The following is a 26,259-nucleotide window of genomic DNA, read 5'->3' on the forward strand; positions in this document are numbered from 1 at the left end:
TCATCGGCGATGGGTGCAATGCTATTTCCCTCGCTAACTTGTTCTAGGTTGTTGTCGGAACCTTGTTCGGATGTCTCCAAGTCTGAGGGCACAGTCATAGGAAATTGGTAATTGGTAAGGGGTATTGGGAAGAGGAAAGGGGTAATTGGAAAGTGGTAATTAATTGGAAATTGGAAATTGAGAATAGTTATTTCATAATTGCTCCGACTTCCTTCTTCATTCTTTATTCTGACATCAGCAGTAGAAGGAACGATCGATAATTAATCCGTGTATCCATGTCAAAATCCGTGTCGTGCCTTCTTTATTCAATCACGATCGCAATTTTGCCGATCGCGCGGCCCGTTTCGCTGTAAGCGTGGGCTGCTGCTACTTCTTGTAAGCTGTAAGTGCGATCGACAATCGGCTCCACTTTATCGGATTCTATTAACTCCCGCAAAGCCCCTAAATCGCTGGTGTTGGCATTGGCGACAATTAATTTAGCTTTTTTACCCGATATAAACCAGCTTGTTAACATCGGTGCGAAATTGTCTAAAATCGGCAAAGTCGAGATATAAACTCCCTCTGGTTGCAGCACTTTTTCGCATTCAGCAAAGGTTCTTGTCCCCACCGCATCTAAAATTATATCATATTTTTCTGGCTGTTGAGTAAAGTCAACTTCCGCGTAATCGACAACAAAATCCGCTCCCAAACTCTTGACAAATTCTCTATTTTTAGCACTGCAAACTCCCGTTACTTCCGCGTTCATTGCTTTCGCAACTTGCACGGCAAAAGTGCCAACTCCGCCGGAAGCGCCGTTAATCAATACTTTGTTTCCTGATTGAATTACACCCAAATCCCTGAGCGATTGCAAAGCAGTTAAACCTGCGATCGGTACTCCTGCTGCTTCTGCATGAGTGATGTTTTTCGGTTTAATTGCTGCATCGGATTCTGGCACGACAGCGTATTCGGCGCAAGCACCCCCATTGATGGGATTTAAGAAAGTATAAACTTCATCTCCGGGTTGAAATTTGGTGACTTCCCCGCCGACTTCCACGACAACTCCCGATATGTCAGAACCGACTATTCGAGGAAAGTTAAATCCTGTTAATAGTTGCAGGTGTCCTTTCCGGATTTTCCAGTCTACGGGATTGACGCTGCTAGCGCGAACTCGCACTAACAATTCGTTGGATTTGGCGATCGGCTTGGACAATTCTCGGTACTGCAATTCCTCGGCTGAACCGTAGCGATCGAACGCAACTGCTTTCATGGCAAATTTTCCGGTTTATTTCCAATAGAAGATTCAATCCTTTACAATTACAGCACATTCGATCTAAATCTGACACAGCAAATTGAGCTAGCCTTGTAGCAGCGGGCGATCGACTCTTGGATGTCTCCAGACAAGGGGCAGGCGTGAGGCAATGGGCCCGCTGGCGATCGTGCGATCGCTAGAGATTAAAGTTAATAGGGACAGGGCGGGCGATCCCATAACCTTGAGCATAATCTACTCCAATCTCCCGCAATTTTTCTAAGATAGTCTCATCTTCGACAAACTCAGCTATAGTTTCGAGATTCATCGCATGGGCAATACCATTAAACCCTTCAACGAGCGCTTGAGAAATCAAATTATGACTAATATTTTTGACAAAAGCACCATCAATTTTTAGATAATCCACTGGTAAATTCATTAGATAAGCAAAGGAACTCAACCCACTGCCAAAATCATCTAAAGCAAAGCAACAGCCAATCTTTTTGAGTTCGCCCATGAAATATCTGGCTTGCTCAAAGTTTGCGATCGCTGCCGTTTCCGTGATTTCAAAACCAATGGTTTGTGGGGGAACTTTGTAACGAGAAAATTGTTCTATTAAAAACCTCATAAACTGATTGTTACTAATGCTAGCCCCAGAGAGGTTTATCGTATACAAGCCTTGAGAAAGAACATCTTTCTCCGGCAATTTGTGATAATTAGAGAATAAAGTTTCGATTACCCAACAATCTATCTCTGTTATCAATCCGTAACGCTCAGCGGCGGGAATAAACTCATTAGGAGATACTATTTTTCCATTTTCGTCCAGCATTCTGAGCAAAATCTCATAATGCTCTACTAATGGTTTAGAAGTAATAGAGACAATCTTTTGGTAGTAGAGACAAAAACGATTTGTTTCCAGCGCCTGGGTAATTTTGGAAATCAACTGTCTCTCACCACGTTGTTTAATTAGCTCGCTATCATCTAGACTATAAATATGAACACAGTTGCGGCCTCTGGCTTTGGCGGCATAACAAGCTGCATCAGCCGCTCCCAGAAGCTCCATCAAATTTTGGCTGGTTTGGTCAATAGCAACAACTCCAATGCTGACTCCGATGATAAAGGTTTGGCCATTCCAAATAAACCGAAACTGATGCACTAGGTTTTTGAGGTTTTCCGCAATTTGAGTTGCTTGAGAGAGCGAACATTGAGTGAGCAAAATACCAAATTCATCACCTCCCAAGCGAGCCAGCATATCATGAGCACGGACTCCCTGTTGAATAAGCGCGGTGATTTGGCGCAGTAGCTCATCGCCAGCAATATGACCTACGGTATCGTTAACGACTTTGAATTGATCTAAATCTAAATAACAGAGAGCGTGCTGGTGATTGCTATGTTTAACAGAGGCGATCGCATCAACTAGGTGCTGCTCAAATCTTCGACGGTTGATTAACCCCGTCAGGGCATCGTGATTCTCTTCCCAAGAGAGTTGACGGGTGAGATAGCGCGATTCCGTAACATCATGAAAGACCATGACTGCCCCGATAATTTGACCTTGGCGGTCTCGAATCGGTGCTGCCGAGTCAGCAATTGGATACTCGGTTCCATCATGGGCAATCAGAATAGTATTGCTAGCTAAGGTCACAATTCGCTCTTCTAATAGAGCCTTGTTTATAGGATTCTCTACTGGCTCTCGCGTTACTTGATCGACAATTAGAAAGACTGTCGAGAAATGAACTCCTTGAACCTCATGATTTTTCCAGCCTGTCAGTCGCTCAGCTATAGGGTTGAAATATCTCACATTACCTTGGGCATCAGTAGTAATAACCCCATCGCCAATGGATTGCAGTGTCACTTGAGCCAATTCCTTTTCGGCAAAGAGAGACTCTTCGAGACGTTGCCGTTCTTCAATTTCTATCAAGAGACGTAAATTCTGCTGTTGGAGTTTTTGTTGCAGCCTTCCGATAGTTAGGTGGGTTTCGACACGAGCTAATACTTCTTCGACTTGAAATGGTTTAGAAATATAATCAACTCCTCCAGCAGCCAGCCCTTGCACCTTATTAAAAGTTTCATTGAGCGCACTCAAAAAAATTATTGGAATCTCTGCGGTGCGCTCGTCAGATTTTAATTGTCTGCAAACTTCATAGCCATCTTGATCGGGCAACTTAATATCTAGTAAGATTAACTCCGTCGATGGCGATTGGGCGGCTCTGAGCGCCATTGCACCTGTCGTGGCACTACGAACTTTATAACCCTCTGCCCTCAAAGTATCCCTGAGCAGACGCAGGTTATCAGGCAGATCGTCAACAATTAAAATATTGCCTCGGTAGTTGGTAGCTCGATCGCTAATTCTATCGCTAGTTCTATCGACAATCATACTGATTTCCCTAGTTTCCTGCTAGAGGAATATAAACATATGCACAAATAGTATAGTTTAATTATTCGGTTAAAAGAGTCATTTTACCCACAAAGAAATCCTGCGAACCCGGAGATATTGGGCTGGCAAGGGGGCGCAACCATAAAAAATATGAATTATTCAGCTAGGGGCAGTCCCCCCGTGGTAGCCCTTCTTCGCTTCGCGTAACATTAGAAGAACATTGTTTCAAGCCAAGCAGCCGATTTATGAACAAGCGGAGTTCTCAAATGGCAAGTCTACTCGTCATTGCGATCGGGTGTCTCGTGCTGTTGGGTTGGCAATTTGACATCTCCCTACTCAAAACCGGTTTTCCCGGTATGACTTCGACCATGAAAGCAAACACGGCAATTTGCTTTTTGCTGGCTGGAGTTTCTTTGAGATTGTTGCAGTACCAAAAAACCAGACTGCACGATCGCATCGCTCAAGGGATGGCCGGATTGATAATGATCGTCGGTATGCTGACGCTGAGCCAGTATATTTTTGGTTGGAAGCTGGGTATTGATGAGTGGCTTTTCCGAGATTTCGTGTCTTCAGCGACTCCTTATCCGGGAAGAATGGGAATAAATACCGCCCTAAATTTTGTGCTGATGGGAGTAGCACTGCTACTGTTAGGGCAAAAATCCCAACGAATTACTTGGTTGGCTCAGATTTTTAGTAGTGTTGCAGCTTTAATTTCTCTACTAGCTTTATTTGCACACCTATTCAATGTCGATATTCTTGAACGTTTGGCCACAATTACGACGACTCAACCCGTAAACGCGATCGTCACATTTTTCATCCTCTATGGAGGAATTTTATGGCTCCGCCCCAAGGAAGGATTAATGCAAGTAGTAACCAGTCCCCTAGTTGGCGGAGTCATGGTTCGGTGGTTGCTGCCTTGGGCCACGATCTTTCCAGTGACACTGAACTGGTTCACTCTTCAGGGACAAAAGTTAGGCTGGTATAACGCTAATTTTGGCTATACATTGCGTTCAACTGTTATGGTTTTCACGTTCTCAATTCTCATTTTGGGGACGGCTCGCTTTTTGAACCAGATAGATTACCAGCGCCAACAAGCCGAAAAAGAAATTAAAAAACTTAACGAAAGTTTAGAAATTCTTGTGACTGAACGAACAGATGCTTTACAAAAATCGCAGGCTCGTTTTGCAGGAATTCTAGAAATCGCCAATGATGCAATTATTTCAGTCGATCGCACTCAACGCATTACTCTGTTTAATCATGGGGCAGAAATGATGTTTGGCTATAAAATTGAGGATATTTTAGGGAAGCCACTGAATTTACTGCTACCAGAACAGTTTAGAGATGCACACCCGCAGCATATCAAACAATTTGCACAGTCTTCTAGCAGAGCGCGAAGGATGGGAGAACGAAGCGAGATTTTGGGTCGTCGTCGAGATGGAACGCAGTTTGCGGCTGAAGCCTCTATTTCTAAGCTCGAAATGAGAGACGAAACGGTATTTACTGTTATTATGCGCGATATTAGCGATCGCCAAAAAATTGAGATGGCTTTACGAAACAGTGAAGAGCAGTTTCGCCATGCGTTTGAAGATGCCTCTATCGGGATGGCGATCGTTTCACTTGATGGGCACTGGATTAAAGTCAATCCTGCCTTATGTCAGATTCTTGGCTACTCCTCAGAAGAGTTGTTAGCGTTAACTTTCCAAGACATCACCCATCCTGACGATTTAGACCGGGATCTTAGTTATGCACATCAACTATTAGCTGGAATAATTTCAACTTACCAACTAGAAAAACGGTATTTCCATAAACAAGGACATATTATTTGGATTATTCTTAATGGTTCGCTAGTACAAGATGGACAAAAAAAGCCACTGCATTTTATTTCTCAAATCCAAGAAATTACCGCTCGAAAAGAAGCTCAAAAAACGCTAGAAATTCAAAGCGTTATCCTGAATAACATGGCAGGAGGAGTGTGTCTAATCAAAGCCTCAGACCTCACGATCGTCTACACCAATCCTACCTTTGACGCTATGTTTGGCTACCCAGAGGGCGAACTAGCAGGTCAACCCCTTGGTATTTTGAATTATGTCGATACAAATTTTACACCAGATGTAACAGTTCTAGATATCGTCACTCAAATTGAACAGACCGGGGAAGCGAAATATGAAGTCCAGAATAGAAAGAAAGATGGAACTCTCTTTTGGTGCAGAGTTCATACATCCAGGTTTGAGCATCCTGAATACGGAACTGTATATGTTGCTGTTCAGGAGGATGCAACAGAGCTAAAACTGGCTGAACAAGCCTTGCAAGCTACCACAAATCGCCTCAACTTTCTTCTAAACTACAGCCCAGTTGTCATTTTTAGCAGTAAACCTGCTGGCGATTATAGCGCAACGTTCATCAGCGAAAATATCAAAGATATATTGGGCTACGAAAGCCGCGAGTTTTTAGAAGATTCTAAATTTTGGGTGAATCACTTACACCCAGATGATGTAGAACCAGTGCTTCATGGCTTAGCAAATCTATTCGTTAATGATTTTTACTTCCACGAATACCGTTTGCGTCGCTCCGATGGGGTTTATTGCTGGATGCTGGGTCAGCTTAGGCTAATTCGAGATAATTCAGGTACACCAGTAGAAATCTTGGGATATTTAATTGACATTGGCGATCGCAAACAAGCTGAGTTGGAATTTCAGCAGGCAAATGAAGCAAACCAAGCCAAGACTGTCTTCCTTGCTAATATGAGCCACGAACTCCGCACCCCCCTCAACTCAATTTTGGGATTCACGCAATTGATGAGCTATGAGAGAAATCTGACTCCTTCTCTCCAAGAACGTTTACAGATTGTCAATCGTAGCGGTAGACATTTATTGGACTTGATTAACGATATTTTAGATTTATCCAAAATAGAAAGCGGACGGATGACCCTCAATCCTTCTGAGTTTGATTTGACAAGTTTGCTGACTTCTATTGAAGAAATGTTCCAAGTTAAAGTCCAATCTAAAGAAGTGCAGCTAATTGTCGATCGAGAACCCGACATTCCTCAATTTGTGCATAGTGACGAGAAAAAACTCTATCAAGTCTTGGTCAATCTGCTTGGTAATGCGATTAAGTTTACCAATCAAGGAAGCATCACCCTACGGGTAAGAACAACACAAATAGACAAAACATCCTGTCACCTATGTTTTGAAGTTGAGGATACAGGTGTCGGAATTGCGCCCACAGAAATTGAGAAATTATTTAAGGTTTTTGTGCAAGCCCAAGCTGGAAATAATTTGAGTCAAGGCACGGGGCTAGGTTTAGCCATTAGTCAAAAACTCGTCAAACTTATGGGCGGTCAGATTCGGGTTAAAAGCATTTTGAACCGAGGTAGCACTTTTTCCTTTGAGATTGGCGTACAGTTACCTCAAGCAGAATCCTTACCCCCAGAATCAATTAATCAAAAAGTAATTAGTTTAGCTCCTGGACAACCGAGTTACCGCATTCTTATTGTTGAAGATTTAGAAGAAAATCGCCGCTTGTTAGTCGAGATCCTTACCTCGGTTGGTTTTGAGGTGAGAGAAGCCAAACAGGGAGTGGAGGCACTCTCACTGTGGCAGAGTTGGCGGCCACACCTAATTCTGATGGATCTGCGAATGCCGATCGTCGATGGCTACACAGCTACTAAATATATTAGAGAACGCCCTGAGAGCCAAGAAACTGTCATTATTGCTTTAACTGCGAGTGTTTTTGAAGAAGATCGAGAGAAAGTTCTCATGGCTGGCTGTAACGACTTTATAAGCAAGCCATTTGAGCAGAGAGAACTTTTTGACAAAATCGCTAAATATTTGGGAGTGCAATATATCTACGAAGTGGTAGAACCAACTCCACAAAAACAATTAGTTGAAACGCTGTCTGTAGAAGATATATCCGTGATGTCCCCTCAGTGGTTAGAACAAATGTATCAAGCAGCTTACTATCTCGATACCGAAGTTATGAACGAATTAATCGTACAAATTCCCGAATCAAAAGCAAGTTTGTCCCAAACACTAACTGATTATATCAATAATTTTAATTCCGATCGAATTATGGAGATCATTCGACCTTTGCTGCCTAATCCACTGTAGTTATCGAGTTTAAGGACAAAGAAGCATAGGAATGAGAATTAAATAACTTCCACAATAACAATTAAAATTGTAAGTTATTTAATTCGCGATCCATAGTGCTGTAAGCAGTGGCTATATTTCCCATAAAAATTAACTTGGGAAAGGATTTGATTTTTTTGGGAAATGTCTATTGCAGATATCCATCAGCATGAGAAAATGGCATACACATTGGATGGAATGTGCTGTATCATATAGCAATTCTATTTCGTGTGTGAAGAGGATTTATTTTTTTTATTAACCGCAGAGGGCGCAGAGGTCACAGAGAAAGAGAAAAGAGATAGAGAAATGATTGATTTAACCGGAAAGGTAATTTTAGTAACTGGTGGCTCGAAAGGGATTGGTGCAGTGACGGTGCGGACTCTGGTTAATGCTGGGGCTGAGGTGATTTTGCATTACTTTCGCAGTCAGAAAGAAGCGGAAGCGGTAGCCGCAAGTGTTGCGCGCGATCGCTGTTATTTATTGGCGGCCGATTTGATGGTGGAAAATGCGGCCTCGATTTTGTGGCGAGATGCTTTAAAATGGCGGGGCCATATTGATATTTTAGTTAATAATGCGGGGATTATGCAGTCAGCGGGTATCGAGGACGAGTTCGATATTTGGTCTTCAGCTTGGCAGCAAACTCTACAAGTTAATTTAGTTGCTGTTGCCGATTTGTGCCGGGAATCTATTTTGCATTTTCAAACTCGCCGGGTCGGTACAATTATTAATATAGCAAGTCGCGCTGCTTTTCGCGGCGATGACCCGAATTATCTGCACTACGCCGCTTCTAAAGGTGCTATTGTTGCTTTAACTCGCAGCATTGCTAGAGGGTTTGCGGCTGATAATATTTTGGCTTTTACAGTTGCACCGGGATTTGTTAGTACAGAAATGTCTAATCAGTTTCTTCAGGAGTTCGGTGAAGCTGATATTATTCGCGATATCCCGATCGGCAAAATCGCTCCTCCTCAAGATGTTGCCAATGTTATCGCGTTTTTAGCGTCGGGTTTGGCTACGCACGCTACCGGGACTACGATCGATATTAACGGAGCCTCTTATGTGCATTGAGACAATTCCTGTAAAATACCTCTCAAGGCTCACGCTGACATCTTTTAAAACTAACTAATTTATCACTTTAGCAAGACGCTAACAACATCATAAATCATTTATGCTTAGAACAAAGATAGTCTGAGGAAATTTGATTATGACAACCCATAACGGTAGCAACACAAAACGAGTTGCCATACTCATTGAAAATGGAGTTGAAGATTCCGAATTCCTAGTTCCTTACAACGCCTTAAAACAAGCAAATTTTGATGTAGTTGTCCTCGGTTCGCGGACAAACGAAAAGTATGCAGGGAAACAAGGAAAAGTTGCTCAGCAAGCTGACGGAACTACCACTGAAGCAGTGCCCGCAGAATTCGATGCAGTGATAATTCCCGGCGGCATGGCTCCAGATACAATGCGGACTAATCCCAACACAGTCAGGTTTGTACGAGAAGCATTTGAGCAAGGAAAAATCGTCGCTGCTGTTTGCCACGGCCCGCAAGTTTTGATTGAAGCCGACTTGCTGAAAGGCAAAAATGCGACTGGTTTCTTGGCAATTAAAACAGACATGATCAATGCCGGAGCTAACTACATTAACGAAGCTTTAGTAGTTGACGGCAACTTGATCACTTCCCGCCAACCGGGAGATTTAGCAATATTTACTACCGCCATTATGGCTCGCCTCGGTTACGGCGGAAAAGCAGTCGGTTTGCCAGAAGAAACTGATACAAATGCAGAATGGTGGAAATTAGCTAATGGTTGGGGAGGTTCTACACAAGGCGACATTGTTAAAGGTTTGAATACCGCCCTCGCAGGGGAACGCTATGCTTGCGAAGCCTTTGAACATTATGCGGAAAAAACCCAAGACAGCGATTTGCGATCGCTCTTGAGAGAAATGATTCAAAACAAACAGCACCACATCATCGCTCTCGAAAGTCGCCTCAACGATTTTGGTGAAAAACCCTCAATTCCTGCCCAAATTGCTGACAAGTACGCTAAATTAAAAGCTTCGATGCAAGGAAGCGATGAAACGTTCTTAATGCGGAGCACTCTCGGTGATTTGCAAACCGGTGTTGTCGATATCAACAACTTGCGGGTGAAGTTCACAGATCCTGTATCAACGGCCATTTTTACAGAAATAGAATCGGATTTGTCTAAGTGTGAACAAGTCGTTGCTAAACTCTTCCGCGCCCGTGCAGTTTCCCAGGAAATCAAGTCGCCTAAACCTTCGACTAGCCCTGCTGTAAAAATGTAATCAGCAAGGGGATAAATAAGTTTGTAGTTTGGTTGAAATGTGAAAACCAGTACCAATATCGCAACTACAAACTTCCTCTGCAATCCTACAATATACGCCTTTGCGGTAAAATAAAACCCAACACTAAAAAGCAGATATTCAACTAACTGCAAGGTGGAGGGTTTTATTCAATGGGTTTTATTATTATTTCACCGGGACACGGGGGGTTTGAAGGAAGCTTGTTGCATCCGGGGGCGGTACAAGCCCCCCGATTCATCCGTGTACAAATAAAAAATATAGTATCCGATAAGCAGCCCCCGGATACCTCCGTAATATCATGTCCGATGGATTAATACTAATTATAAAAAATCATGCAACAGTAGCTGTAGGGTGCGTCGCTACCCTTAAATTATCAAAAAAAGCGACTATCTTACAGCGACGCACCTTACTCATAACTGTTGCATGATTTTGGAGAAGTGGTATAACCCTAGTATCCCGGTCGGGGCGGGTTTTTGAGATTGTCAATTATTGGCAGGTATTGTTGGTGAACCCGCCCCTACAACAATCGCGTTCCCTCGACCGGAAATGATATGAGGTCGCTTTCTTCAATTCTTTAAATCTTCAATTCTTTAAATCCAAAATCTAAAATCTAAAATCTAAAATCGATTGGCTTGTTCCCTCTTCCTTTAGACAGGAGACACCTGGGCTATAAATGCGCTACTGTGTTGCCAATATTTTGATGAGGAAAAAAAGGCTGTGGTTCCCTTACGCGATGAAAATCCCATTAATATCACTCCCTACGTCACCTACGGGCTGATTGCCGCAAACATATTAGTATTTTTGTACGAACTCAGTTTGGGCGATCGACAATTAACCGAATTTTTCTACTCTTGGGCCGTAATTCCTTGCCAGTTAAGCAATATGTGTCGGGTGGCTCTGCCAGTTTCGCCATTTCCCGAATGGACGACACTAATTAGCTCCCAATTCCTGCACGCAGGCTTTCTCCACATTGCCGGAAATATGTTATTTTTGTGGATTTTTGGCAACAACGTAGAAGACCGTTTAGGACACATCAAATTTATAATATTTTACCTTACTTGCGGCGTTTTAGCATCACTAACTCAGTGGTTTTTTTCCTCCGCATCTGCCATTCCGTCCCTGGGTGCTAGCGGCGCGATCGCAGGCGTGATGGGAGCTTACATTCTCAGATATCCCCAAGCCAAAGTCCTGACACTGCTGCCCTTGGGAATCTTTATTACCACTGTCAGAGTCCCAGCTTTCTTCTTTCTAGGATTTTGGTTTGCACAGCAAGCATTGAGCGGCTTGGCTTCCTTGAATGCCCCGGCAAGTGTCGGCATGGAATCCGGGGGAGTTGCCTACTGGGCCCACGCCGGTGGCTTTGTTTTCGGCGCCATTCTCGGCCCTTTGCTGGGACTTTTTTCTGAAGATAATCAGATTTAATTTTTCACCGCCGATGAACGCAAATAAACGCAGATAAACTGCTAACAAAATTTGCGTTTATCTGCGTTTATTTGCAGTTTCAAACCTCTGATTTTTCTCAAAGCTCGGTGCTATGCTTGGCTCTTTGTTGGCATTGTTTTCTGAAGATTAGGAGTTTATTTTTCACCGCAGATGAACGCAAATTAACGCAGATAAAGTGCCAACTCTTACATCCCACATCCCGCACCCTCTACTGTCAGAATCGGTTTTTTAGGAAATTTTAGAACCAACCAAGTTACCTTTTATACAACGTACAAGAAAATTATTTGGGCGATCGCCAGTCAAAAATGCTCAAAGACCCGCTGTACAGGCGGAAGAAATCCTGCGAGGAGCTTGAGTTAAGGGAAGAAAAAATTATAGAACCCTATATTTTGGAGGTTTATTGACAGGTGTAATGCAGCACATTAAAATAACTTATCAGAATTTATATTGATTATGAGCAACCTCAGAGATTTTTCCATCGCCACTGCCAGAATGATGCCCGTTATTATCCTGGCAGATGTCAGTGGCAGTATGACAGCCTATGGCAAATTGGCAGCCCTGAACCGAGCGATCGCGGAAATGATCGCAATTTTTGCCTCGGAACAGGATGCACTGGCCGAGATTCATGTCGCTGTCATTACATTCGGTGGAGATGGAGCCAACTTTCACCAGACACTACAACCAGCCTCCCAGATCCAGTGGACAGATATGGAGGCGAAAGGACCAACCCCGATGGGTGCGGCATTTGAACTGGCGACTCGGTTTCTGGAAAACAAAACAGAAATTCCCAGTCGCTCTTACCATCCCAATCTCATCTTAATCTCTGATGGACAGCCCACTGATGAGCGGGGACGCCTGGACGATAACTGGAAAAAACCTCTCGAACAGTTGTTAAATTCAGACCGGGCTTCTAAGGCTTTACGCTTTGCAATGGGTATCGGTCCTGATGCAGATGAAGAAACGCTCAAGGCATTTCTCATTGGGCAGCATCCCGAAATTCCGGTATTTCGGGCCGACGAAACTAGAATTCAACAATTTTTCCGCTGGGTCACAGTAACGGTTTCCAGTCGCTCTAGAAGTGTTAATCCCAATAGCGTTCCTCCTGACATTGATGAACTTTTGGACTTCTGATGTTAACTCCATCTGGGCCTGGTTTAGAATGGTTTGGAGCATCAGTCCGAGGGCGATCGCACATCCAACAGAGTCGCCCGAATGAGGATGCCTGGATGGGAATGTCTGGTGCATTTGGCACAGCCATTGTCATCAGTGATGGGATGGGGTCAAAACCGAATGCTCGGATAGGAGCACAAATGGCTTGCCGAGCTGTCAGGGATGCCTTGAAGCCTTGGGCGAAGTCTGAGAACGCACCTGCTGCAACCCTGCTCCGTTTAGTTCATCTTTTCTGGGGATTGCGTGTCCTACCCCAGAAAGAAGAGGACAGCGCAACAACCTGTCTTTTTGTCGCAGTATTGCCTTCAGGTGAATTAACAATCGCTCAGCTAGGGGATGGTATTGCTGCAATTCGGAATGCTGATGGCAGCCTGGAAATTCTGCAAGGTGAACGCCAGGGATTTACCAACCAGACTACTGGGCTTGGCATTGCCAAAACAACCAAGGATTGGACAGTGATTACGAAACCAGCCTTATCACCCAATGCAGCAGTATTACTGGCGACGGATGGTATTGCTGATGATTTAGTAGCCGATCGCATTGGAGATTTCATTCATACCCTAGTTACTGAGTTTGGGTCAATGGCTCCGACGGATCGCCGACACGCTTTACATCGGGAGCTCAGAAATTGGGCTACTCCCAACCACCTGGATGACAAAACCCTGGCAGTGATCTGGCGCAAGCAAGCAGAGGATGAAGACAAATGAATCTTGAAGGCAAACGGATTACTGATGAACGCGGGCAAGCCTACGAGCTAGAGCGAAAATTGGGCGTGGGTGGACAGGGAGCAGTATATTCCGCAAAAGGCGGAAAACGAGCGATCAAAATCCTATTTAATAGCTCTAGCAACAGTCGGCGTGAGTTGCTCCGAGGACAGTTGCAGAATATCCGTCGAATGCCTGAGCTACGGGATCTGGCGATCGCCAGACCCCTGGAAATGCTCCAAGCACCTCACTTGGGATATGTAATGGAACTCATTACGGGAATGGTTCCCATATCACGGCTGATTAATCCTCCTCGCGATCTCGGCCATCTGGCAGAGTGGTATTTGAGCGGTGGAGGATTGCGTCGTCGCCTACTGTTACTAGCAGGTTGCGCTGAAGTTCTTGCTCAACTACATGGTCAAGGGTTAGTTTACAGCGATCCATCACCTAACAATATTTTCGTCTCCACTGATTTAGATGCCCACGAAATTCGTTTGATTGATGCAGATAACCTTCATTACGAAGGCTCCTCATCTACACAACGTTTATATACACCTGGTTATGGTGCGCCAGAATTAGTTTTGGGAAAATCTGGGGTTAATACCTTAACGGATGCTCATGCTTTTGCCGTCATTGCCTTTCAAACACTCTGCTTAATTCATCCTTTAATGGGGGATTTGGTTGAGGAGGGTGAACCAGAGTTAGAAGACAAAGCGTTAGAGGGTTCTTTGCCCTGGGTGGACGATCCAAGCGACCAAAGCAATGCCACGCATCACGGCTTTCCCAGAGACATCGTGTTATCTCCCAAATTAAAGGAACTGTGCCGGCGCTGCTTTAGTGAGGGGTTACGAGAACCAGTAAAACGACCAGGAATTAGTCAATGGGTTGAGAATTTGTATTCGGCGGCCGACTTCACAGTGGAGTGTCCCGATTGCGGTAGCACCTACTACGCCAATCAACAATGCTGTCCCTGGTGTAACTACCCTCGTCCACTTCAGATGCAACTGCTAATCAAACGATGGGAATCGCTGCCAGATGTGAGAGAATGTCAAAGGTTTCTCTCACAGCAGACAGTGCTGGCGGCTCTGGCACTGACAGAATGCCAACCGTTAATCCTTACGAATCGAATTATTAATGGCAGAACAGGAGCAGATCACCATAGTCCTGCGATCGAACTCAAAATCGAAAGAACTAACGTTCGTGTTCGCAGTCTCAATGGGCAATGTTTCTGGCTGTCGTCTTTTGATGGCGAACAACGAACGGTTGTAGAAGTGCAGGATGGATGGAAACGATTTCCGGCCAACGATCGACGCTATACGTGGCTGCTACATTTTGCCCCTACCGATCGCCCACACCGTCTTGCAACATTCAGGTTTGTCTCTGGAGAACAATCATAATGAGAGTCAGCGATATTCAAAGTGGACGCATCCACACCATTGAAGTTGAACGGAGCGATCGCACCTCATTTGATGGTCAAGAACTCCTATCCATCAAGAATGAAGTTTTCCTACACAGAGATGAGATCGGCAATGACATTCTTCTGGTTCATGGCTCAGATATTTGGAATATTCAAGGTAAAGACCAACAGAACCAGACACAGTTAGAAAGCATTCTTGAACGTAATCTACCTACCTTATGCTGGTTGCTGGAAATCCGTCCGAAACAACAGTCCCCCAATCAACTTTCCATTAAAGTGCATGAGTTTCCAGGTAAGCTCTACATCCCCAATGAAATGCAGTTTGGTGTTGATGAAAAAATTATTAACGATATTCGTAAGCGGCATCTGCGCCGTTCCGATCGGGTTGAGCAAATCATTGATTGGCTAACTCGTGAACTCCTTATACCGACCGTAAGTGAAAGCCCAAAAGCACGAATATTAATACGAACTGGTAAGAACTACCAGGATGGACTGGAAAACTCATTCCAGCTATGCGGCAACAGAATTACAGTTGATGTGCGGCGGACTGATGACAGTTGTTTGCGGGTTGAACGAGTCACCAAGTCACGATCGCCAAAAGATGCTAGTCAGCAGCGCCCTCTAATTTTATTAGAAGCACCAATGTCGTTCTGTGATATGTCGATCGCCGGGACACTACGAGAAAGCATCAAAACAGAACTAGACGCACTTACCAGCAATGCAGATACTTATCTGTCCTTATGGCGGGAATATAACGAATTGGAGGAAAAGGCGATCGTCCAAAAAGCAAATGAGGTTGGCTGGATCGCTTATTCCTCTGAAAAAATGTTAGCGTCGGGCGATCATCGCTTCCACCTTGAAAAAAAGGCGAATTTGCAGGAAAGGTTGCAGGGATGGAGCGATCGATCTGAGTTTTCTCTGGAAGCGAGCGATCGAGAACCTGATTTGAGCAGTTTAGAAAGTGTTGCTAGCAGCCAGAAGCTGTTTTTTGGACAAATCAGTGATATTGATCCTCAAAATCTGACTCTGGACATCCGCCCATCTAATCCAGATGAATTGCTCTCTCCACCGCCAAACGGATTTCTGTATGTTTCTCTTCAAGGCGATCGCCCCCGCTTAAATCGGCGTAAACGTGCTGAAGAGCTGATCCGAACAGCAACCTGCCCTATGCCTCAACTGGGGCTGATCTTACAAGATCAAAAAATTCCCCTTTCAAATTATCGCCAGCATAAGCTACCAGATAAAACCGTAAGGGAAGCTTTTCATGGTTCCCCCACTCCCCGTCAGGAAGAGGCACTGCGGGTCGCTATTAATACGCCCGATATTGCTTTAATTCAAGGCCCACCAGGAACAGGTAAAACCAAAGTTATTACTGCGATTCAAGCCTGTCTGTCTGAAATTGAAAAGAACAGAAATGGCACAGTTTCCCATCGTTTGCTCCTAACCAGTTACCAGCATGATGCAGTTGAAAATGTGGCAGAACGAACCGTCATATTTGGGCTTCCGGCAGTTCGGGTTGGAGGTAAATCTAGTCGTAGCGATGCCCCAGATAATGTCGATCGCTGGCGTAGAGAGCGAATTGAGGCACTTGAAGCTGAACGGGCTAGTTGGTCTGAACTGCCAGAGACAGCTTTGTTGCGTCAGGTACAAAATCTCGTCACGGGTTATGTACTAACTCCAGGAAATTTGCAGCAAACAGCAAAATTGCTAGAAGACATTTACAATTTGACAAAAACTAGGATTTCTGGAGAAATTAGCGATCGTCTCTTAGAACAAAGCCGTACCATTACATTAGGAAATTTCACCAATTATTCAATCAATAACGAAGTTAGAGAATTAGCAATTCAAGCAATCCAATCGCTCCGTATTGAACCAATTTCATTCTCAGATGACGGGCCGACTGCTGCATACAAAACTCTGCGTCGCCTTGAATCATTAAATTTGTTATCGGATGGCGACCGCCTCCTTCTAGAAACAGCAGCCGATTGGGATAATTTCGAGTTTCCTGGTGAGCCTCCTTTTCTCAATGATTTGGCAGCCCTCCAAATCAGACTTTTAGATCGACTTACTCCTACAGCAAATGATTCAATAACCGCACCTGTTGCCAATCCTGAGATCGAATCTCTATTAAAACAAGTGCGAGAGGCACTAACAGAGCAAGTGCGTCAATCCCAGTCTGGAGTCGAAGCTGTTGTAGAAGAATACCTGAACGACTTGAGAAGCGATCCTAATGGCGTCCGGCAAATGCTGCGAAATTACACCGTTGTTTTGGCAGCTACTTGTCAGCAGGCAGTAGGCAAAGAAATGGAGTCCACAACTGGAAATGTTGATAGTGTTTTTGAGACAGTCATTATTGATGAGGCAGCCAGGGCTAATCCCCTAGACTTATTTATTCCAATGGCTAAGGCAGAACGACGGATTATTTTAGTCGGCGACCATCGCCAGCTACCCCATATTCTGGAAGAAGATCTCGAACGTCAACTGAATTCATCGAACCAGACAACTCAAGATGCCCTGAAGAAAAGCTTGTTTGAGCGGCTATTCAAACAGTTGCAGGAATGGGAAAAACGGGATGGCATTAAGCGCACCGTGACGCTGGATACTCAATACCGGATGCACCCAATCTTGGGTAATTTTGTTAGCCGCACCTTCTACGAATATCATGGAGAGCCTCCCATTAAGGCTGGTAGACCAGAAAAGGAATTCTTTCACGAACTCCCTGGTTATCAAGATAAGGTCGCTGCCTGGATTAATGTCCCCCTCAATTTAGGAAGTGAAACCAAAGGACAGAGTAAGTCTCGTCCTGTAGAAGCCAGACGGATTGCAGAAGAACTAAAACGCCTCATTGAACACGACTCTCGTCTGACATTTGGGGTGATTGCCTTTTACAGAGCCCAGGTGACAGAACTCTGGCACCAACTTTGCAAGCTGGAATTAGCAGAAGTTACAGATGACGGTAACTATCAGGTTGCTTCAGCATGGCGAGAAACAACAAATCATGATGGTAAACTCGTTGAGCGATTGAGAATTGGCACTGTTGACGCCTTTCAGGGCAAAGAATTCGATGTCGTGTTTCTCTCTGTGACCCGCAGTAACAATATTCGAGCAACACCCGATCGCCCAGAAACTTATCGCCGGAAATATGGCTTTTTACTGTTGGAGAATCGTCTTTGCGTGGCCATGAGCCGACAACAGCGGTTGCTGATTGCTACAGGTGACTTGGAGATGGTCAGAGCCGAAGCCGATCGACCAGAAAACGAACGTCAGGCAATTCGTGAATTAATTGCCTTTTATGAACTCTGTAAAACACCTCACGGAAAAGTTTTTTAGGACAACTGCCATGCCTTTCCGCAATGATACTTCTGTTCTCTATTACAATCATTCACCCAAGGCCCGTTGGAGTCAGCGACAATATTTGCTGTATCCCGTTCGTATGTATCGAGTTGTGGCGCCCCGTGTCTCATCTCGTAAAGTCAATATCTTAGAAAAAGCAGTTTTGGGAATGTGTCGCGCCGGCATCACTGAAGCTGCTAAAATTGGTCATCACCTTGATATTGGCAAAGATCTAACAGCCCTCATCATCTCTCAACTTGCCGATCGATATTACGTTGACTCACGTGGAAACCTTACTCAAAAGGGGAAAAAAGTGCTGGAAGACGAAACTTCTATCGTCCAGGATGTTACTGCTGGGTTTATCTTCCAAGATCCGTGGACAGGTGACTTATTTCCACGCTTTGCAGAGCGCGAAGAGTACGCTGATGTCCGCCTCAATGATTCAGGGTTTCCAGAATTAATCCTCGGTACAACAGGTAAGCCAAATTATCAATGGGCTTTTATGCCGGAAGTCAAAAATACGATCGAACGGCAACCTTCTCCAAATGAAATTATTAAGGCGGTTCGAGAGCATGAAAGAACTCTTAAAAATGTCAGTCGTATCAAAGACGACGATGATGATGATGATACCTGGGTTTTTGAGAAACTTCCGACTCTCGATCGCGTAAGTTTTATTAATGAGGAACCAACCGATCTATGGCTGGCAACTTGTATCTATGTACCTGAAGATATTTCAAGTGGGAATGTCTGGAAAGTTTATGATCCGTTTGGCTTAGGAGATAGCCCCTGGTTACTCCGCAAGTTAGAGAAACACCGAAAAAATCAAACAATTCAGGGATTAGAGAATTTTTTGCTTAATATGCTGGGCGACCAACGAAAGGAGCAATTCAATAACCTTGATGATTGGCTAATCCTGGCCGATCGGGAAGCCTGTTTACAGGTTGAGGATAAATTAACTCCTGCAATTAGAAAATGGGAGGAGTTATTTGATGATATTGTCGCCCTTGAGCGATTATATATTGAGGCGGAGGAAGTGACAGATTGTAAAATTCTGCTCGGCAAATTGGAGGATATTTTGACTAAATCGCAGAAGGTGGCTGAAAGACTGTTGAAAATGCTTCAGCAGGATTATCCTACCAAAGGAAAAGCCGATAGATTGAGTGACCGCAGAGAGTTGAATCGTCAACCCCTGAATGATTATGCAGAAAATGCTGGTTTCAGACAGCCTTTGCCTCCCGGATTACTGAGTGTCGATCGCAATTTAATCCGCAAAGCCGCAGATTATGGACATGGTTCGTTACGTGCCCTCATGCTAGCTACACTACTTGCTACTCCAGATAACTCCACACATCCACTCCGACTTGCTGCTCAACAATACCCCGATCTACTGGATCTGCTGGATGAGTTAGCAGAAAAGCGTAATGCTGCCGCACATAGCTCAAATCAGAGGGGTGATACTCAACCACGCAAATTAGCAGACTTGGCACGACAAATCGATACCGTGTACAGGTTAGTCGCTGGAACATTGCAACTGTCTTATCAACCGTAAAAATTTATATTTCTGAGGATTAATATGGGTCGCAGTAAAAAAGCATTTTCAGGTAATCAAAATCAAACCGGAGTTAAAAACCATGGAGGCAATGGAAAAAGTGATACTAATGCGGGAAGAAAAACATCAAACTCCGAAAAAATAGACTTCTCTAATGAGCAGATTAATACCTTATCTGCCCAGGCTTCAGAACAGCTTACGCAAGAGGATTTAGAAACATTAGGCTCATCCCCTCCAGAGAGTTTTGACCTTAAGCAGCTTGGGGACAAAGCAAAAATTTTTGATTTAGCTACCAAGCGCCTGGAATTGGAAAGTCAGCAACTTGAGAGCCAGAAACAAGAGTTACACGTTAAGCAGACTGATTTAGAAGACCAGAAGCAGAAATTGACGGAAGCATCTAAACTCTTAGGAAAGGATCGAGAGCAACTGAATCGACAACTGGCAGAGGTAAACCAACAAGAGCGCCAATTTCAAGAACGCGAAGCTAATGCAACAGCCGGATTTCTGACCCAAAATCGAGTTGCCCTATCCCAATTGGAACAACAGATTGCACAAGTCAGCCAAGAGATCGCGCAAGCTCTTAGCCAGAAGGTCGAGATCCAGCAACAACTGACAGAAGAAATTGGTCAGAAGTATGCTGAATTTGAGCAGAAGATTTTTACAGAAAGACAGGAATTTGAGCAAGAGCGGCAACAACTAATTGCAGAGCGCAAATCATTGAGGAAGGAGCAAAACAGGTTAGAAATTGACCGTGAGTTACTGGATGAAGAGCGGCAATATTTGGAAGAAAAAGTAGAGCAACATGCAGTCGCAAAAGTTGAGAGCCTTGAAGCGAATTTGCGAATTTGGAAAGAACGGTATGAGGAATCCCAGAAACTACAACAAACCTTAGAAGTAAATCTACGCAAAGCTGTTGATGCAAATAAGAGATTTGGGCAACGTAATCCAGAAGAGATTTTGGCTGAGTTAGAAGACTTGCGCCGACGGAATAATGAATTAGATCAAAAATTATCGGAACGTCCCACAGAAGCTGCTGCGAGACGCTTGGAAGATTTGGAGGCTCAGAAAGAACAGTGGGAAGCAGAACATTTTCGACTGATCGTAAAAGTACAGCAATTAGAGCGTTCAGCAGCCACTAATCGCATCGCAGTTCTTAATTTGGAAACGTTGCGGGATGAAAAGGAAGCTTTAGAAGCTAGCAATAATCGTCTTCGAGCAGTGCTGAAAGAGTTAAGGGAAAACGTCAATGATGCGATCGCTCAATCTAAAGAGCGTAGCCCCTTTGAGAAATGTGTCCAACTGGATAAAGATGAGAATTTGCAAATTGCTCCCCCACTTTCACAGGAATCAATTGATCTTGCACAGTTTGCTGAAGACCTTCGTTATCGTATTGCTATATCTCCCTTAGAGAAGGGTAAGCGGTTGTACTACTCAGAACAGGACATCCGAGCATTCTTGGGTGGGATTGCGATGAGTAAACTCCACATCCTACAAGGTATCAGTGGCACGGGTAAAACCAGTCTCCCTATTGCCTTCGCACGTGCATTAGGACGACGAGGCAGAGAGAACTATAAACTGGTTGAAGTACAAGCAGGATGGCGCGATCGCCAGGATTTAATTGGCTACTACAACTCTTTTGAAGGGAAATTCTATGAAACAGAGTTTCTCACAGCTTTGTACGAGGCTCAGTGTCCCGAATTCCGCGATCAAATTTATATCATCATCCTAGATGAAATGAATCTATCTCGCCCTGAACAGTATTTTGCCGACTTTCTTTCCAAATTAGAACAGGAGGCCCCTGAACTGATATTAAATACCGATCTAGAACGCCCCTCACCCCAACTTTTCAAGAAGAAGGACACACTGATCATTCCACCAAACGTCTGGTTCGTGGGAACTGCTAACCAGGATGAAACAACTTTAGAATTTGCCGATAAAACTTACGATCGCGCTCATGTGATGGAACTTGAACGCAGTCAGGAAAGCTTTGATATTCCTCAACTTTCACGAAGATATCCCATCTCTTATAAGGGACTGACAACTGCTTTCAAGGAAGCTAAGAAACAACATCATAGTGAAGCTACTAAAGCATTCAAATTTCTGAATGACAACCTATCTAAGATATTGGAAAGTAAGTTCAAAATTGGTTGGGGAAATCGACTACAACGTCAAATTAATGATTACATCCCGGTTGTGATTGCGGCAGGAGGTTCCCTAACTGAAGCGACAGACCACATTCTGGCAACTAAGATTTTGCGAAAAGTGCGCGATCGCCATGACATCCAATCAGAAGATCTGACCGAACTTAAGGAAAGGATAGAAACATACTGGTCTGAACTAGACGCAGGTCAACCAGTCAAGTCATTGAACCTTCTGGAATCGGAGTTGCAGCGGCTTGAGCGAGGAACATATTAATTATGCAGTTTTACAATCGCTTAACTGAACAGACTCGTAAAGAAATGCCGACTCGGTTATTGTTGGGTCAATGGCAGATTCATACTGAAACAGAAACAGCTACAGTCAATGCTGTCCCCATCTCACCGCAATCCAGACTATATATTTTTCCTGATACAGGGAAACGCTGTTCAATACGAGTGTTAGATGAAAGTAGAAAGGAACAATCTTTCCCTGATTGGCAAATTCCTTCTGATTTGCTGTTGGAAAGCCTGGGCTTTTTTGCGGTAACCCTCGATAAACTCGATAAACTCTCAGGTAATTTATGGGAGAAATGGGTAAATACATCGCCACTGGTACATGATATTGGAAAAACTATTCGTCCCCAAAGATTAGAGGAACTTTTGGAGAAACATATTGGACATATTGAGGAAATTTGTCATCGTCCAAGAACTTATCTCAAGATGGAAACCGACAGATTACCTGTCTCCCGTGTGCAAAGACTTTCGCCCCATGCTACAGAGTTTTTGTCGGCTCATACAGAAGACTGGGAGAAACGAACGTTTCGGAATGTACGTCCGAAGAGAGTTTTATGTCTGATCCGAGAAGACCTGTTAGATATTTATGAGAACAAAGTCACCGCTCGATTAATTGATCATCTGCTGGAATACCTCCAGAAACGAATTATCGAAGTGAAGGCTCTTAAAAGAGAGTTAGAGCAAGCAGATGACTTCTCTAAAGACACTACTCAAAAAATTTATTGGCGAAACCGACACCGAATTTGTAGCCTTTGGGGCGATCAGTTTCAAGACGGAACTGCCCTGAAAACAGCGGAAAAGACACTCAAACTATTGAAACAGTTGCAATACAAGCTACGAGGATTGCTAGATACTGAGTTATATCGTGCTATCCCCAAACAGGCCACTGTTGGGAATACCCTCAAACGAACTAATATTCTGATCAACGATCAGCATTACCGCTATGTTGACAGGTTGTGGCAAGCTTGGATGCCGTGGAAGCGTGGCCACACACAGACTCCCCAACAGATATTTGAAACCTATAAACAAGGCTTTAAGGGGTTTGAAGCTTTCTGTTTACTTCTCGTTAGCCGTGCTTTAACAGGTAACGGAACAGATGATCGAGGGATAGGATTTGAGGTTGATGATCTGTCTGATTTGCAATTGGGTAGCTCGATTCAATTCAACAGCCCAAGAGGTAGCATAACTTTGAGCTGGCAGCATGATGGAACTATTTTATTGGAAGCAGACAAAATTCAACATCTGAAATTAATTCCATTAATGCTCCCCTTAACTGCTACAGAAGATGCAAATGTAATTAATCCTATTCTTGACGAATTTCGTTCGGCTTGTTCTGAAAATCCCAACGGCACAGTAATAATTCTGTATCCAGGAACTGAGGATGAGCGACAGAAGTTACCTCAGTTAGTCCAACAACAGATTAATAGTTTAGGAAACGACTATCTTACAGAAAAAAAACCATTGGCTGTATTACCTGTCAGCCCACTAGATATTCTCAGTGTTGAGCGTATTGCTCGTGCTATCCAATGGTGGCTCTATAGCCAATACTGTCAAATCTATCCTTTCACAATTGAGGAGAAAATACCTGCGTCACTGCTGGAACAAAATTCATGGATTATTCAGGAAGGACGACATTATAAATTACTTTGTTCACCTAAACCTGAAGAACAGGTGGATTTTGAAAATCGTCTCTCACAACTAATTAATCAAGCTAAAGCTCGTGGACCGAAAGCTAAAGGAGAACTACTTGAATTACAGACTCTGGATAACTTCCCGGCTCGAACAGAAGAACGATTTAAGCCCTTGTTAACTTGTCCAACCTGTTACAAGAAAAGCGATCGCCTTGAGCCTCTAGATAGCCAGTGCTTCCGTTGTGATTGTAAGAGTGGCAGGGATTGCGGAACGGAGTGGGGAATGCGAATTTGTGGCAAGTGTAGCGAGCGTTACCCATACATCAAACTCTCTGATTCAGGTATTCTTAACTCATGGTACGATCAACAAGTAGGATCTGTCGAGCGCATTTTCGGTAGAAACGTATTAGCAATCCCTTGTCGGAGTGATAAAGATACTAAAAGCTTTATCTGTCCAGCCTGTGGGGCTTGTAGTTGAAACCCATCTTCGGCACTCGCGATCGTGTCACACCACGAATTTTGGGATGAGTGAGTATTTTGGACTGGCGATGGTCACAAGGATTTCCGGCGTTGCTGATTTACGGTATGAAAGGCTAAATATGCAAGTCATAGAAACCAGTATCCACAAAGCTTCTGGATTTTCAACTTATTTTTTTCATACCCTGATTAAGCAACGCCTGATTTCCTTGTACGTTGTCTAAAACGTAACTTAATTTGTTCTCAAAATTCCGAAAAAACCGATTGTGACAGTAGAGGATGCCGAAGGTGGGTTACATCTGCGTTTATCTGCGTTTATCTGCGGTTTCAAACCTCGGATATTTCTCAAAGTTCGGCGCTATTCTCTGGCCTTTACTGGAATTGTTTTCTGAAGATAATCAGATTTACGTTTTCACCACAGATTAACGCAAATTAACGCAGATAAACTGCCAACAAAATCTGTTTTTATCTGCCTTAATCTGCGGTTTCAAACCTCTTATCTTTCTAGATAAAAGTAAAGTCAAATCCCGACAGAGAAGAAACCCCAGTTACACCATTTAACTTCGCCAAAATGCGAGAATCAGCGCCAGTGAGGTTATTGCCATTGCCGTCATAAATGATGTAAGTATTGCCGCCGGAATCGTAGGCAAACAAGAAAGCACTTCCTCCCAGAATATTTGCAGAAACCGTTGTCTGCACATTCAGCAGAACTTGGGTGTTACCGCTAAGATTCGCAAATCCGGGGGCAAAATTAAACTGATCGGCGATCGGCACACCGAGACCGCTAAAATCAGTAATCACATCGTATCCGCCCGCTGCGATCGCAGCCTCGATCGCCGCCGAAGAAGACGCATCAAAAGCCGGCCCACCTTGTTCAGGGCTGGTATAGCGGTATTGATTGTTGCCGCCACCCCCTGTCATGGTATCTGCGCCGAGGCCCCCTACGAGCACATCGTTATCTAAACCGCCGTTAATCGTATCGTTGCCACCTTGACCATCAATAGTATCGCTGCCCGCCAAACCGTCCAAATTGTCTGGCAAAGAACCCCCAACTAAATTGTTAGGCCCGCTATCAGCCGGCAAGATTTGAACGGTGACAGTACCTACGCCCGGAATTGTCCCGAATCCGTCGCTGACGCTGTAGGTGAAAGCAGTTGTACCCGCTACGTTGCCGGGGATGAATTGCACTTGAGAGACAAGATTTACAGCTACGCCCAGTTGTGGTGTGCTGACATTGATAATGCTGAGTGTCCCTTTTTGCGGGCTGGAATCGTTCGCCAGCACGTCGATGAAAGTGGGCAGCAAATTATTCGTATTGGTAAAGACGATGCCGTCATCGACAGCAATCGGCGACAGAATAGTTGGAACAGTTACGGAGGTATCGAAAGAATTGATGTTAATTGCCACTGACGCTGCTGCGGTGCCACCTTGGTCGTCAGCTACGCTGTAGCTGAAAGAACCGGCTTGCCCGATCGCGTTTGTTCCCGGTTGAAATGTCAGCCCAAGTAAATCCTGAACGGTTAACTTTTGGTTCACGGTGACTGGGTTCGTACCCGTAATTACCTGACCAAAAGTAGGATTGGGAAGTCCGACTACCGCGATCGACAGCGGCTGGCCCTCGGGGTCGCTGGGCGCCGAAATGCTCAAAGACAGAGGCAAATTCTGCAAACCAGTCACCGTCTTGCCCGCTTCCACGATCGGCGGCTGGTTAGGAGTCGGAGATGTAAAACTCGGCGGAGTCGGCCCGCCGCCCAAAGGCGGAGGAGTTGGGGGCGCAGCAGTGGGAGTGGGGACGATCGAAGGACTCGGACTTGGGGTTGTCCCGCCCGCAGTCGGACTCGGACTCGGACTCGGACTCGTACCCGGAACCTGTACCGGCAATGGATCCGTTGTGGGGTTCGTTGTTGTGCCTGTTATGGGGTTAGTTGTTGTACCCGTTGTGGGGTTCGTTGTTGTGCCTGCTGGTGTTGGAGTTGTGGTCGCTGGTGTTGGAGTTGTGGTCGCTGGTGTTGGAGTTGTGGTCGCTGGTGTTGGAGTTGTGGTCGCTGGTGTTGGAGTTGTGG

Annotated in this window: 14 protein-coding genes; 11 read left to right on the plus strand and 3 right to left on the minus strand. The window is 44.5% G+C overall.

All coding sequences use genetic code 11. The features are described from left to right. Positions 1-301: 301 nt before the first annotated feature. Positions 302-1,246 carry an NAD(P)-dependent alcohol dehydrogenase gene (locus QUB51_RS02115; protein WP_333055284.1) on the minus strand — a complete coding sequence of 315 codons (945 nt, stop codon included), beginning with the start codon at positions 1,244-1,246 and terminating at the stop codon, positions 302-304. 178 nt (positions 1,247-1,424) lie between these two features. Beyond that, a complete protein-coding gene (locus QUB51_RS02120; protein WP_333259996.1) occupies positions 1,425-3,599 on the minus strand; it encodes an EAL domain-containing protein in 2,175 nt (724 codons plus the stop codon). A 266-nt stretch (positions 3,600-3,865) separates the two neighbouring features. On the opposite strand from QUB51_RS02120, the gene QUB51_RS02125 reads away from it, so the two are divergent. The 11 genes from QUB51_RS02125 (at position 3,866) to QUB51_RS02175 (ending at position 24,197) form a co-directional block, all read left to right on the plus strand. After that, positions 3,866-7,705, plus strand: a complete 3,840-nt coding sequence (locus QUB51_RS02125) for a PAS domain S-box protein (protein ID WP_445243098.1) — start codon at positions 3,866-3,868, stop codon at positions 7,703-7,705. Between the two features lie 324 nt (positions 7,706-8,029). After that, positions 8,030-8,788: an SDR family oxidoreductase gene (locus QUB51_RS02130; protein WP_333250706.1), complete on the plus strand. Its 759-nt coding sequence runs from the start codon at positions 8,030-8,032 to the stop codon at positions 8,786-8,788. Positions 8,789-8,924: 136 nt separating this feature from the next. Further along, a complete protein-coding gene (locus tag QUB51_RS02135) occupies positions 8,925-10,022 on the plus strand; it encodes a DJ-1/PfpI/YhbO family deglycase/protease (protein ID WP_333209606.1) in 1,098 nt (365 codons plus the stop codon). Positions 10,023-10,757: 735 nt separating this feature from the next. Then, on the plus strand, positions 10,758-11,462 hold the full coding sequence (locus QUB51_RS02140) for a rhomboid family intramembrane serine protease (protein WP_333259999.1): 705 nt from the start codon (positions 10,758-10,760) through the stop codon (positions 11,460-11,462). A 474-nt stretch (positions 11,463-11,936) separates the two neighbouring features. Continuing rightward, a complete protein-coding gene (locus QUB51_RS02145; protein WP_333260002.1) occupies positions 11,937-12,614 on the plus strand; it encodes a VWA domain-containing protein in 678 nt (225 codons plus the stop codon). Then, entirely contained in the window at positions 12,614-13,360 is a 747-nt protein-coding gene (locus QUB51_RS02150) for a PP2C family serine/threonine-protein phosphatase (RefSeq protein ID WP_333260005.1), read from the plus strand. Before QUB51_RS02145 ends, QUB51_RS02150 begins: the two co-directional genes overlap by 1 nt. Continuing rightward, the gene (locus tag QUB51_RS02155; protein ID WP_333260008.1) at positions 13,357-14,754 is read left to right on the plus strand and encodes a protein kinase domain-containing protein; all 1,398 of its coding nucleotides are present in this window, start codon (positions 13,357-13,359) and stop codon (positions 14,752-14,754) included. The genes QUB51_RS02150 and QUB51_RS02155 overlap by 4 nt, the downstream gene beginning before the upstream one ends. Next, positions 14,754-18,104, plus strand: coding sequence for an AAA domain-containing protein (locus QUB51_RS02160; protein WP_333260012.1), 3,351 nt, complete (start codon positions 14,754-14,756; stop codon positions 18,102-18,104). Before QUB51_RS02155 ends, QUB51_RS02160 begins: the two co-directional genes overlap by 1 nt. After that, positions 18,067-19,656, plus strand: coding sequence for a hypothetical protein (locus QUB51_RS02165; RefSeq protein WP_333260015.1), 1,590 nt, complete (start codon positions 18,067-18,069; stop codon positions 19,654-19,656). The genes QUB51_RS02160 and QUB51_RS02165 overlap by 38 nt, the downstream gene beginning before the upstream one ends. Positions 19,657-19,680: 24 nt before the next feature. Further along, the gene (locus tag QUB51_RS02170; protein ID WP_333260018.1) at positions 19,681-22,071 is read left to right on the plus strand and encodes a hypothetical protein; all 2,391 of its coding nucleotides are present in this window, start codon (positions 19,681-19,683) and stop codon (positions 22,069-22,071) included. Between the two features lie 2 nt (positions 22,072-22,073). Beyond that, positions 22,074-24,197, plus strand: coding sequence for a hypothetical protein (locus tag QUB51_RS02175; protein WP_333260021.1), 2,124 nt, complete (start codon positions 22,074-22,076; stop codon positions 24,195-24,197). A 503-nt stretch (positions 24,198-24,700) separates the two neighbouring features. On the opposite strand, the gene QUB51_RS02180 is transcribed toward QUB51_RS02175, so the two are convergent. Next, a partial coding sequence (locus tag QUB51_RS02180) for a calcium-binding protein (RefSeq protein ID WP_445299846.1) occupies positions 24,701-26,259 on the minus strand: 1,559 nt, incomplete at its 5' end.

Source organism: Microcoleus sp. AT8-A3, from assembly GCF_036705675.1.
Taxonomy (GTDB): domain Bacteria; phylum Cyanobacteriota; class Cyanobacteriia; order Cyanobacteriales; family Microcoleaceae; genus Microcoleus.